The sequence below is a fragment of the Salsipaludibacter albus genome (assembly GCF_019798055.1).
GTDB lineage: Bacteria > Actinomycetota > Nitriliruptoria > Nitriliruptorales > Nitriliruptoraceae > Salsipaludibacter > Salsipaludibacter albus.
On the sequence record NZ_JAHOPH010000034.1, the window covers coordinates 1 to 12643 of the forward strand.

9 protein-coding genes are annotated in these 12643 nt (G+C 71.7%); all 9 read right to left on the bottom strand.

From position 1 onward, the window contains the following. A partial coding sequence (locus KR546_RS15885) for a replication-associated recombination protein A (protein ID WP_238445703.1) occupies positions 1-1393 on the bottom strand: 1393 nt, incomplete at its 3' end. A 55-nt stretch (positions 1394-1448) separates the two neighbouring features. After that, on the bottom strand, positions 1449-3239 hold the full coding sequence (gene aspS / locus KR546_RS15890) for an aspartate--tRNA ligase (protein WP_420804260.1): 1791 nt from the start codon (positions 3237-3239) through the stop codon (positions 1449-1451). Between the two features lie 173 nt (positions 3240-3412). After that, a complete protein-coding gene (gene hisS, locus KR546_RS15895; RefSeq protein ID WP_238445705.1) occupies positions 3413-4729 on the bottom strand; it encodes a histidine--tRNA ligase in 1317 nt (438 codons plus the stop codon). Next, positions 4726-5475 (bottom strand): MBL fold metallo-hydrolase, encoded by a 750-nt coding sequence (locus tag KR546_RS15900; protein WP_238445706.1) that lies wholly within the window; start codon positions 5473-5475, stop codon positions 4726-4728. Before KR546_RS15900 ends, hisS begins: the two co-directional genes overlap by 4 nt. 49 nt (positions 5476-5524) lie before the next feature. Beyond that, on the bottom strand, positions 5525-6700 hold the full coding sequence (locus tag KR546_RS15905) for a universal stress protein (RefSeq protein WP_238445707.1): 1176 nt from the start codon (positions 6698-6700) through the stop codon (positions 5525-5527). Positions 6701-6720: 20 nt separating this feature from the next. Beyond that, entirely contained in the window at positions 6721-8937 is a 2217-nt protein-coding gene (locus tag KR546_RS15910; protein WP_238445708.1) for a RelA/SpoT family protein, read from the bottom strand. Positions 8938-9082: 145 nt separating this feature from the next. Beyond that, entirely contained in the window at positions 9083-10120 is a 1038-nt protein-coding gene (gene secF / locus KR546_RS15915; RefSeq protein ID WP_238445709.1) for a protein translocase subunit SecF, read from the bottom strand. Further along, complete coding sequence (secD, locus tag KR546_RS15920; RefSeq protein WP_238445710.1) at positions 10117-12000, bottom strand: protein translocase subunit SecD; 1884 nt, start codon at positions 11998-12000, stop codon at positions 10117-10119. Before secD ends, secF begins: the two co-directional genes overlap by 4 nt. Before the next feature lie 75 nt (positions 12001-12075). Then, on the bottom strand, positions 12076-12510 hold the full coding sequence (yajC, locus tag KR546_RS15925; protein WP_238445711.1) for a preprotein translocase subunit YajC: 435 nt from the start codon (positions 12508-12510) through the stop codon (positions 12076-12078). Positions 12511-12643: the final 133 nt, after the last annotated feature.

Here is a 12643-nt window from a genome sequence, read left to right on the forward strand (position 1 = left end):
CGTCGGGGACCACACCGACTACAACGACGGCCTGGCGCTGCCCATGGCGATCGGGGGTCTGGCGGTCGGGGGGCATGCGGACGTTGACGTGCGACTCCGGCTCGTACAGCCGGGCCTGGACGCCGTCGGGCAGGTACTGCTGCTCCACGAAGTTGCCCGGTCGGTCGTGGGGATAGACGTACGGCTCCGCGCCGCCGTCCATCAGTTCGACCAGGGCGCGCCCGGCCGCCGAGTGGCTGTCGCGCAGCGGGGGCGGCACCGGCGCGTTGGGGTGGTCCCGCACCAGCGCCCGGGCGGCGCCCATGGCACGGGTGACGGCGTTGGACTTCGGCGCCGTGGCCAGGGCGATCGTGGCATGGCTGAGCGCGAACTCGCCCTCGGGCAGGCCGACCCGCTCGACGGCCTGGTAGGCGGCCACGGCGACGGGCAGCAGCCGGGAGTCCGCCACGCCCACGTCCTCGGAGGCCAGGATCACCAGGCGGCGGGCCAGGAACAACGGGTCCTCGCCCGCCACCAGCATCCGCATCAGCCAGTACATCGCCGCGTCGGGGTCCGAGCCACGGACCGACTTGATGAAGGCCGAGATCTGGTCGTAGTGGTCGTCACCCCGCGAGTACCGCAGGTGCGCGGCCGCGTCGAGCACCCGGTCGGCGTCGAGCACGTCGCCGTCGAGCGCCCCGATCGCGAGCTCGAGGAGGTTGAGGGCCGAGCGGGCATCGCCACTGCCACCACGCACCAGCAGTTCGCGGGCGTCCTCGGTCACCTCGACCCGTCCCCCGAGGCCGTGCGGGTCGGCGATCGCGCGGTCGAGGATCGCCCGGATCGCCTGGTCGTCGACCGCCGACAGGTGGACCAGGCGACAGCGGGACAGCAGCGGCGCGTTCAGCTCGAAGTAGGGGTTCTCGGTGGTCGCGCCGATCAGCGTGACCCAGCCGGCCTCGACACCGGGGAGCAGTGCGTCCTGCTGGGCCTTGTTGAAGCGGTGGATCTCGTCGACGAACAGGATCGTGCGTCGCCCCACGGCGGACTGGCGGGCACGACCCTCCTCGATCACGCCCCGGACGTCCTTGACGCCCGAGCTGACCGCGGACAGCTCGCTCCAGGCAGCATCGACGTGCGATGCGATCACCCGGGCCAGCGAGGTCTTGCCCACGCCGGGAGGACCGTGCAGCACGAGCGACGTCAGGTGACCGGAGTCGATCATGCGCCGCAGCGGCGCCCCCTCCCCCACGACCGCCTCGTGACCGTGGAAGTCGGCGAAGTCGCGTGGCCGCAACCGGTCGGCCAGCGGCCGCCCGCGCAGCGTGGTCGTCCGTTCCTCCGTGCCCGTCGGGTCGGTGCCTCCGGTGGCGGCCTCGCCACCCCGGTCGGCCGGGTCGAACAGCTGCGACACGATCGCCTCCTCACCTCACCGACACGCCGTCCCACCCCCCGAGTGTCCCTCGGGGTCAGTCCTTGGCGGGCTTGGGCAGGGACTTCAGTCGCAGCTCGGCGAGCGTGGCGTCGTCGAAGGGCGCCGGGGCGTCGGTCAGCAGGCACGCGCCCGACTGGGTCTTGGGGAACGGGATGACCTCGCGGATGTTGGGCTCGCCGGTCATCAGCATGACGATCCGGTCCAGCCCCGGGGCGATGCCACAGTGGGGCGGCACCCCGTACTGGAACCCCCGCAGGAGGAAGCCGAACTTGTCCTCGGCCTCCTCGTCGGAGATGCCCAGGAAGCGGAACACCCGGCGCTGCAGCTCCGCGTCGTGGATACGCACCGACCCCGAGGCCAGCTCGACGCCGTTGAGCACGATGTCGTAGGCACGGGTCATGGCCTCGCCGGGCCGGTCCTCGAAGTCGTCGAGGAACTCGGGGGCGGGCGACGTGAACGGATGGTGGTTGGGGACCCAGCCGTCCGCGACGGCGGCCATGGGGTCGTCGGAGTCCTCCGCCGCGTCGAACATCGGCATGTCGGTGACCCAGAGGAACTCCCAGCGCCCGTCCGGCACGAGCCCGCGGTCCTTCGCCACGGCCACGCGCAGGGCGCCCATCAGCTCGCGGGTGAAGCGCTCGCGGCCGGCGCCGAAGAAGATGCAGTCCCCCGGGCCGGCTCCGGTCGTGGCCAGGATCCCGGCGATCTCCTCGTCGGACATGAACTTGGCCAGTGGCGACCGCAGCGACGAGTCCTCCTCCACGACCGCCCACGCCAGGCCCTTGGCACCCCGGGCGCGGGCCCAGTCGGTCCAGGCGTCGAACTCGCGACGGGTCAGCTCGCCGCCGTCGGGCACGGCCAGGGCGACGACCACGCCGTCGTCGGCGAGCACGCCCTTGAAGACCCCAACCTCGGTCGTGGCGAAGACCTCGTCGAGGTCGGCCAGCTCCATCGCGAAGCGCAGGTCGGGCTTGTCGGTCCCGAACCGGCGCATGGCCTCGTGGAAGGTCATCCGCGGGAAGGGCGTCACCAGCTCCTCGCCGAGCACCTCCTGCCACAGCTCGGCGAACATCTCCTCCATCAGGGCGAAGACGTCTTCTTCGTCCCCGAAGGACAGCTCGAGGTCCAGCTGGGTGAACTGGGGCTGGCGGTCGGCCCGCAGGTCCTCGTCGCGCCAGCACTGGGCGATCTGGTAGTAGCGCTCCACGCCCGCGACCATCAGCAGCTGCTTGAACAGCTGGGGTGACTGCGGCAACGCATAGGTGTGGCCGGGCATGAGCCGTGAGGGCACGAGGAAGTCCCGCGCGCCCTCGGGCGTCGGGCGGGTCAGCGTCGGGGTCTCGACGTCCAGGAACCCGTGCCGGTGCATGACGTCGCGGATCACCCGGATCACCTGGGAGCGCACCGCCAGGTTGCGGGCCATGCGGGGACGTCGCAGGTCGACGTAGCGATGGCGCAGGCGCAGGTCCTCGGACACCTCGACGTCGTCGGCGATCGGGAAGGGCAGCGTGTCGGCGGCCGACAGGACCTCGATCCCGGTGGCCTTCACCTCGACCGTCCCCGTGTCGAGGTCGTCGTTGACCATTCCCTCCGGACGCTCGACCACGGTCCCGGTGATGCGCACCACCCACTCGGGACGCAGCCGGTGGGCCTCGGCGGTGGCCTCGACCGACGGGTCGGCCACGACCTGGACGATGCCGGAGCGGTCCCGCAGGTCCAGGAACACCACGCCGCCGTGGTCCCGTCGCGTGTCGATCCAACCGGCCAGCGACACCTCGTCGCCGGCGTGTGCGGAGCGCAGGGTGCCGGCGCCGTGGCTGCGCATGGCACCGAAGGGGGTGATCGTCGTGGTCATGGTGGCGGTCCGTGGTGGTGTGGAGGTGGGGTGCAGGCTCGCCGGTCGAGGCCGCACGGCCGGGCACGCGGCGGTCCCGACGGGACCGGGGGCGTGGGAGGGCGACGACGTCGAGCCCGGGATCCGGGCGACGGGGTGCCCCGTCAGGCCAGGGTCGACCGGACGTGGTCGACCAGGGCCGAACGCTCGATCGTGACCTGGTCGCCCGAGGCGAGCTGCTTGACCGCGACGGTACCGGCTTCACGCTCGCGGGCCCCGGCGATGACGGCCAGCCGGGCGTCGCGTCGGTCGGCGTACTTCAACTGCTTGCCGAACTTGCCGGTGCCGACCCAGAGGTCGGCGCTGAACCCCGCGGCGCGCAGCTCGGCGGCGGTGGCCATCGCATCGGCGGCGCCGTCGTCGTCCATGACGGTCACGACCACGTCGGGGCCGACCGGGGCCTGCTCCTGCTCGGCCAGCAGCAGCAGGATCCGCTCGATGCCGAGCGACGACCCGGTGGCCGGCAGGTCGTTGCCACTGAACATGCCGACCAGGCCGTCGTAACGTCCGCCGGACGCGATCGTGGTGTCCAGGCCGTCGTGCACGAACTCCCACACCGGGCCGGTGTAGTAGGACAGCCCACGGGCCAGCACCGGGGACCAGCCGATCGTGCCACCGGGGACCAGGTCGTCCAGCAGGGACGCGACCGTGTCGACCTCGGCCAGTCCGGCGCGACCGTCCGCCGACGACTCCAGCCGTTCCCGCACGGCCTCGGCCGGGTCGCTGGCGGCCAAGTTGGACCCCAGGGTGTCGATGGCAGCCCCGGGGATGCCACGCTGGTCCAGCTCGGCCAGGACCCCGTCCAGCCCGATCTTGTCGAGCTTGTCCAGGGCGACCAGCGTGTCGGTCTCGAGCGCCGGGTCGATGCCGTGGGCGGCGACCAGCCCACGCAGGGCCTTGCGGGAGTTGAGCTGGACGTGGAAGCCCTCGAGGCCGAGCGCGGCCAGGGCGTCCGAGGCGGCGGCGATCGTGGAGGCGTCCGCCACCAACGAGTCCGACCCGACCACGTCCACGTCGCACTGGAAGAACTCGCGGTAGCGACCGTGGCCGGGCCGGTCGGCGCGCCACACGGGCGCGACGTGGTAGCGCTTGAAGGGCGTGACCAGCTGGGAGCCGTAGCGGGCGACGACCCGGGCCAGCGGCACGGTCAGGTCGTAGCGCAGGGCCAGGTCGGCCTCACCGGTGTCCTCGTGCTCACCGCGACGCAGGATCTTGAACATCAGCTGGTCGCCCTCCTCGCCGTACTTGCCGGTGAGGACGTCGAGCCGTTCGAACGACGGGGTGTCCAGCGGAGCGAAGCCGTGCGCGTCGAACACGGCGCGGATGGTGTCGAACGCACGGTGGCGCACGGCCATGGCGGCAGGCAGGAAGTCCCGGGTCCCGGAGGCGGGATCGGTGGACAAGTCGGCGGGGGAACTCATGGGTGGTCCTTGGCGAGGGCACGGCGGACGAACGGATTGGTGGACCGCTCGTGGCCGATCGTGGTGTCGGGCCCGTGACCGGACACCACCAGGGTGTCGTCGGCCAGGGCCGGCAGATGTCGCCGCAGCGAGTCGGTCATCTGGTCCATGTCGCCGCCGGGCAGGTCGACCCGCCCGATCGAGCCGGCGAAGAGCAGGTCACCGGACAGGAGCACCTCCGCCGGCGCGGACTGGTCCCGGCCCACGGCCAGGGCGACGTCGGCGCCGGCGACGTCGTGGAGGAGGAAGGTCACCGAGCCCGGCGTGTGGCCGGGGGTGTGCGCGACGCTGATGCCGACACCGGCCAGGTCGAGGCGCTGGCCCTCGGCCAGGTCGCGCAGGCGTTCGTCGGCCGGGTCCCAGCGCAGCCCGAGCTGGTCCGCCAGCACGCGAGGTGACGGGCCACCGGGCAGCCCCAGGCCCGCGCCCGGGTCGTCCCACAGCCAGCGGTCGGCCGGGTGCAGGTGGACGGGCACGTCGAGGTGCTCGGCCAGGGCCGGCGCCGACCAGAGGTGGTCCAGGTGCCCGTGGGTCAGCAGGATCGCCTCGGCCTCGACGTCGAGACGTGCCAGGACCGGCGGGAGCTGCTCGGCGCCACCCTCCCCGGGGTCCACCACCACCGCGCGCCGCGTCGCGTGGTCACTGATGACGACGCAGTTGGTCTGCCAGCGCCCCAGCACCACGGCAGTGACGGAGTGGTCGGACACGACGGATCCACGACTCGACGGCAAGGACAGGGCCGAGGCTATCCGCGTGCTATTCCCAGTCGAGCTCGCCCAGTGGGCCCATCGGGCGGAGCTCGCGCACGCGCAGGGGTGAGGGTGCGTCGACCAGGTCGTAGCGGACCCGGGCCCCCACCAGCTCCGGCAGGCTGTCGGTGACGGCCATCACCGAGGCGACCGCGTCGGACTCGGTGCAGTCGGTGACCGTCACCATGACCGACAGGTGCGGTCGGTCGTCACGCCCCGACCACCAGGTCCGGACCGAGCCGACCTCGCCCGCCACGGCCAGCGCGTCGACCACCCGTCGCCGTGGCAGTGGCTCGTCGCTGACGATGGTCAGCCCCACGCCGTGGCGCCCGGGGGGCTCGGTGGTCGGGACGGGTGCCGGCAGGTCGAGGGTCAGGCGCGACAGGGGCTCGCGGGGGCCGATCGGTCCGACGTCGATGGCGACCAGCAGCGACGCATCGCCGGTGGCCCAGTTCAGCCGGGTCGTGGCGGCACGCAGCCCCGCCACGGTGGGTGCGACGGGCGCGACCACCATCGTGGACGGGTCCACGACCGCCTCGACGGCGTCGTGGCGCCGGCGCGGGTCGTGGTGGATCCGGTCGGTGAGGGTGGCGATCTCGACGGGGAGGTCGGGCAGGTCGTCGGCGCCGGTCTGCAGCAGGGTCACCGGCCACCCGTTGGCCTCGCGCAGGGCCGCCGCGGCACCCCCGGCCAGCACGAGCCCACGCCTGCCCGCCGGATGGAGCTGGTCGGTGTCGAAGGCCACGACCAGCGACGTCGGAGGTCGGGTGCCGGCGCGCAGCATCAGGAGCGGCACCCGCGAGCGCCCGACCACCTCGTCGATGATCGCGCCGAACGAGCTGGTCGCCGAGCCACTGCCGCGCCAACCCATGACCACGACGTCGACGTCGTGGCGCGAGGTCGCGTCGTGGATGGCCAGGGCCGGGTGGTCGGCCTCGAGCACCTCGGTGTCGAGCTCGATCCCGGACCGGTCCCCGACACGTTCCGCCACGGCCTGCTCGACCCGACGCAGGGTGGCCCGCGCCTCGCGACGACGGTCACGACCGGCCTGCTCCGGCACGGCCGTCAGCGCCCGCACGGTGCCGTCGGGTCCGGCGACGTCCAGGGCCAGCGCGACCAGGCCGTCGACCGATCCGGGCGCCACGATCGGGAGCAGGACGCAGGTCCGGGCCCCAACCACCATCGATGCCTCCGGGTCGTGGGTCAGCCCCGGCTGGGGACGACCCGGTGCGCATCGTAGACCCCGTCGACGTCCCGAACGGAGTCGATGGCATAGCCCAGATGGGCCGGATCCGCGAGCTCGAAGGTGAACCGGAGCACGGCGACGTGGTCGGTGCGGGTCGTGACCTGGGCTCCCGTGATGCTGATGTGGAGGTCGCCGAGGGTGGCCGTGATGTCACGCAGGAGGTGCTTGCGGTCGAAGGCCTCGATCTCGATGACGGCGGTGAAGACGGAGGTCGCACGGTCCGTCGCCGTCCAGTCGACGTCCAGGAGCTTCTCGGGATCCCGCTGGAGTTCGGCGGCGTTGGTGCAGTCCACGCGGTGGACCGACACGCCGCGGTTCTTGGTGATGTAGCCCAGGATGGCGTCACCCGGGGCCGGGTTGCAGCAGTTGGCCAGGTGGACCAGCATGCCGCGGTCACCGTCGACGACCACGTCGTCGGTGGTCGTCGAGCGCAGTCGCAGGGGCGGCGGCTGGGGCGGAGGCGCGGGGGCCTCGTCGGGCTCGGGGTCGTAGACCCGCTGGACCTGCGTGGCGACCGCGCCGGGGGGGACGTGGCGTTCGCCCACCGCCCGCATGAGGGCGTCGAGGTCCTTGTAGGACAGGGCCTCCGCGGCCTCGGCCAGGGTGCCGTCGCCCAGCGCCCGTGCCCAGCCGATCCCCTTGCGTCTCAGGGCACGCGTGACCTGGTCGCGGCCCCGCTCCTCGGCGTCCTCGCGACGCTCGCGATTGAAGAAGTTGCGGATCTTGGACTCGGCCCGGGGCGAGGCCACCATCTCCAGCCAGTCACGCGACGGTCCGGCGTCCTCGGCCTTGGAGGTCAGGATCTCGACCACGTCGCCGTTGTTGAGCACGTGGTCCAGCGCCACCAGCCGGTCGTTGACCCGGGCGCCCACGCACCGGTGGCCGACCTCGGTGTGGATGGCGTAGGCGAAGTCGATGGGCGTGGCCCGCGCCGGGAGCTGCTTGACGTCGCCGGCCGGGGTGAAGACGAACACCTCGTCGTCGTAGAGGTCGTGCTTGAGCGAGGCCACGAAGTCGCCGGGGTCGTCGACGTCCTCCTGCCAGTCCAGCAACGCGTCGAGCCAGGGGAACTCAGCCTCGCCCTCGCCGCGTGCGGACTCCTTGTACTGCCAGTGCGCCGCGACGCCGTACTCGGCGGTCTCGTGCATGGCCCGGGTCCGGATCTGGATCTCGAGCTGGCGTCCCTGGGGCCCCAGCACCGAGGTGTGCAGCGACTGGTACAGGTTGAGCTTCGGGCTGGCGATGTAGTCCTTGAACCGTCCCTCGAGCGGACGCCAGGCAGCGTGGATCTGGCCGAGCAGGGCGTAGCACTCCCCCACCGAGTCGACGATCACCCGCATGCCCACCAGGTCGTGGATCTCGTCGAACTCGCGACCACGGACAGTCATCTTCTCGTAGATCGAGTAGTAGTGCTTGGGTCGACCGGTGATCTCGCCCCGGATCCGCAGCGATCTCAGCATGTCCTCGAGGCGCCGCGTGACCTCCTCGATGTAGGCCTCGCGCTCGGGGTTGCGCTCGCCGACCATCGCCACGATCTCGTCGTAGCGCTTGGGGTGCAGCGTGCGGAACCCGAGGTCCTCGAGCTCCAGCTTGAAGGCCTGCATGCCCAGGCGGTGCGCCAGCGGCGCGTAGATGTCCAACGTCTCCTGGGCGATCCGCTTCTGCTTGTCGCGTGGCATGTGCTCCAGCGTGGACATGTTGTGCAGGCGGTCGGCCAGCTTGATGACCAGCACGCGGATGTCCTTGGACATCGCCAGGATCATCTTGCGGTAGGTGCCGGCCTGCTGGTGCTGCTTGGAGTCGACGTGGACCCGGTCGAGCTTGGTCACGCCGTCCACGAGCAGGGCGACGTCGCTGCCGAAGTGACGCTCGATCTCGTCCCGGGTCGCCGGCGTGTCCTCCACGACGTCGTGCAGGATCGCCGCGACGAGCGTGTCGGTGTCGAAGCCCAACGTGGCCAGCTCGGTCGCGACCGACACCGGGTGGGTGATGTAGGGCTCGCCGGACTTGCGCAGCTGGCCCTCGTGCGCGTCACGGGCGTAGTGGTAGGCCCGCACGACCTCGCGCAGGTCGACCCGTGGTGCGTGTTCGCGCACGGCCTTGGCCAGCGCGGTCAGCTCGGGGGGGATGTCGGGTCGCTGGACCAGCGGCAGGCGCGCGAACGCCGCCCGCACTCCCGACAACCGCGGCGGCGGGCTCAGCGCCCCCGGTTGCGACGCCTCGGAGGCCGATTCCGATGCTGCGCTCGTGACTCACACCTTTCGGACCCATTGGTCCGAAGGAGCGTAACGACTGTCACGCCGGTGGTCGTCGCAGGTCCTACTTGCGGCGACGGCGGTCACCACGCACGTACTTGCTGGTGACCGGACGTCGGGAGGCCTCGACAGCCGCCACGTCGGGGGCCACGAGCTCGTCCTCGTCGACGTCGTCGTACTGGGCCGCCTGGCGCACCATGTCCGGGTCGCGACCGCGCCACCAGGCCAGCAACGGCCCGGCGACGAACAGCGACGAGTAGACCCCCAGCCCCATGCCGATGAACAGCGCCAGCGCGAGGTCGCGCAGGGTGGTCGCACCCAGCAGCTGCGAGCCGAACACCAGCAGGGAGAACACCGGGAGCAGGGACGTGATCGAGGTGTTGAGCGAGCGCCACAGCACCTCGTTGAGCGAGGTGTTGACCAGCTGGTGGTAGGTCCGTCGACCCGGTGATCCCAGGTGCGGCTCGTTCTCCTGGATCCGGTCGAACACCACCACCGTGTCGTACAGCGAGTACCCGAGGATCGTCAGCAGGGCGATGACGGTGTTGGGGCTGACCGGGAACCCGAACAGGGCATAGATCCCCACGGTCACGATCAGGTCGTGGGCCAGCGTCACGACGGCCACCACGGCCATCTTGAACTGCAGGCGGATCGAGATGTAGATCAGGATCGCGATCAGGAAGACGACCAGGGCCTGCAGGGCCTTGACGGAGATCCGCCGACCCCAGGACGGTCCGACGAAGGACTCGTCCACGGTGGTCGGGTTGGCGACCTCGCGCAGGGCCGCCTCGACGTTGGTGTCGACGTCGGAGCCCGGGGGCAGCTGTTCGGTGCGCACGAGCGCACCCGCGGAGCCGTCCTCGCCCGTGACCAGCTGCACCTGGACGTCGGTGGCACCGGCACCGGTGGCGGCGTTCTCGAGCTCGTCGGCGGTGACGTCGGAGTCGATCTCCTCGAGGACGAACGACGAGCCACCGGTGAAGTCGATCGACAGGTCGAGACCGAAGATCCCGACGGCCAGGACGGACACGACGACCAGGGTCGTGGACACGATCGCCCACCGCCGCATGTTGCCGATGATGTTGATGCTCAAGCGCCTCATGCCGCACCTCCGGCGTCCGTGCTCGGTCGGGCGGACGGCTGGGGAGCCCCCGCGGCCTGCCGTTGTCGGATCGACTTCCCGAGCTTGCCGCGGAAGGCGGACAGCCCCACGACGGAGCGGGTGAACGCCCACATGATGACCAGGTCCAGGAGGGTCGCCAGGCCGAGCGTGAACGCGAAGCCACGCACCGGTCCGACCGCGAGGAAGTACAGGATCACGGCAGCGACCATGGTCACGGTGTTGCCCGCGAGGTTGGTGCTGAAGGCCGCCGTGAACCCGCGGCTGACGGCCAGCCGGATGGTCTTGCCGACCGCGACTTCGTCACGGATGCGTTCGAAGTAGATGATCGACGAGTCGGCCGTGATGCCCACGGACACGATGATGCCGGCCACCCCGGCGAGCGTCAGCGCGAAGCCGAACCTGCCCATCAGGGTGATCGTGCCCATCACCAGGAGGCCGAACACGACCAGGGCGCCGATCGCGATGGCCCCCAGGGCACGGTAGAAGTACAGCAGGTACAGGCCGACCAGCAGCAGGCCCACGAGTCCCGCGATCAACCCGTTGCGCAGCGAGGACGCACCCAGGGTCGGCGAGACGGTCTCGAAGGTGGCCGGCTCGAGCGTGACCGGCAGGGCGCCGGCACGCAGGACCAGCGCGAGGTCCTCGGCACCCTCCTGGTCCCCGGTGGTGATCGAGGCATTGTCGGCGATGCCCTGGCCGCACAGCACGCCGGTCTGCATGGTGGGGGCAGACTCCACGACGTCGTCGAGCACGATCGCGAGCTGGCCCGGGCCGCCCTGGTCACGGTCACAGGCCGCGTCGGAGGTCGCCGCCTGGAACGCCTCGGAGCCGTCGTCGTCGAACGACAGGCTGACCCCGAACTCCTGGCCGAGCAGCGCCGCCGTGGCGTCCTCGATGTCGTCGCCGGTCAGCGGGTCGCCGTCGGCGTCGTCGGGCGGGCTGGTGGGCGCGGGTCCGACCCGGTACTTGACGGGTCGGGGCGCGTCGATCGGGAGGCCGTCGTCGATGTCCTCCGGGTCGATGGTCTGGACCTCGGTGGGCAGTTCGGACGGCTGCGCGGAGGCGCCGTCGGTCGCCTCGCCGGAGGGCGCCGGGGTCGGCGTGGCGGCCGGTGCCGGAGCCTCCGACACGGTCTCCTGCGCCGCGCTCACCGCCACCGGGCTCCCGGTCGCGCCTGCGGAAGCGGACTCGGTGGTCGTCTCGGTCGCGGCGGGTGTGGCGGTCTCGCCGGGAGTCGCGCTCTCGGCCGGCGTGGCGGGGTCGGCGGGGCCGATCGACTCGCTGGGCGCAGGCGTCGCGCCGTCCTCGGTCGGCTGCTCCGAGGCGTCACCGGCGGTGTCGGCGACCTGCAGGGGACCGCACACCACGCCGCCCTCACGGAGGTCGGGCTGGGGGCGGTCGGGGTTGAGGACCCAGCGGGTGGTCCCGTCGCCCGCGGTCTCCTCGGTGATGCACGGCTCGGTCTCGGTGTAGCCGGGCAGACCCGGCACCAGCAGTTCCTCGACCGGGTAGAACGCCAGCTGCGCAGTACGACCGATGATCTCGTTCGCGCGGTCGGCGTCAGCCACGCCGGGGAGCTGGACGTTGATGTCGGTGCCCAGCCGGGAGATCTCGGGCTCGGCGACGCCCAGCGAGTCGATCCGGGTGCGGATCACCTCGATCGTCTGGTCGAGCGTCTCCTCCACCTCGACGTCGTCGAGATCTGCGTCGGTGTCGAAGACAGGCGTGTAGACGGCCGAGATGCCGCCCTGCAGGTCGAGACCGAGGCGCGGCCGCGCCCCCAGCGCCAGGGCGGCACCGGAGATGGCGGTGACGACCAGGATGGCGACCAGGGAGGTCCACATGGAGTTGCGTGTCACGTTCGGGTCCTTGTCAGCACCCGGGCATGCCCGCGACGGTCGTGCCGCGCGCGCCCGCTCGGGCCGGGGGGTCGGTCAGCGCTCGGAGGTCTCGTCTGCCTCGAGGTCGCCGGCGGGCTGGTCGTCGGTGGGCCAGGCGTCCTCGACGTCGTCGTCCCGGTCGTCGGGAGCGTCGAGTTCGTCGGGGTCCTCGCCCGTCGCGAAGGTCTCCAGCGTCCGCTCGTCCTCCGGCGTGACGATCCGACCGATGGCCTGGCGGGTGAAGCGCAGGACCACGTCCTCGCTGACGAGCAGGTCGACCCAGTTGTCGTCGAGTGCCTCGACCTCGCCGAACAGCCCCCCGATGGTGACGACCTCGCTGCCGACCGCGAGGTCCGACAGCATGTCGGTGCGCTCCTTCTGGCGCTTCCGCTGTGGCCGGATGACCAGGAAGTAGAAGACGGCGCCGATCAGCAGGATCGGCAGGAATCCGGTCAGCGACGAACCGGCGTCCTGGGCGAGGACGAACATGGCGGACTCGTGGATCGGGAGTGGATGTCAGCGGGCCCGGGACGGGCCGGCGGTCGGCGGCGGGCCGATGCACGGCCCCCGACGCGACACGCGCGCGGCCCGGCTCCGACCCGGTCGAGATGGTCCCCGCGTG

Coding starts and splice junctions, on each gene's coding strand:
- aspS (WP_420804260.1), bottom strand. CDS start 3,239: ATGCGCAGCCACGGCGCCGGCACCCTGCGCTCCGCACACGCCGGCGAC.
- secF (WP_238445709.1), bottom strand. CDS start 10,120: ATGAGGCGCTTGAGCATCAACATCATCGGCAACATGCGGCGGTGGGCG.
- KR546_RS15905 (WP_238445707.1), bottom strand. CDS start 6,700: ATGGTGGTTGGGGCCCGGACCTGCGTCCTGCTCCCGATCGTGGCGCCC.
- hisS (WP_238445705.1), bottom strand. CDS start 4,729: ATGAGTTCCCCCGCCGACTTGTCCACCGATCCCGCCTCCGGGACCCGG.
- yajC (WP_238445711.1), bottom strand. CDS start 12,510: ATGTTCGTCCTCGCCCAGGACGCCGGTTCGTCGCTGACCGGATTCCTG.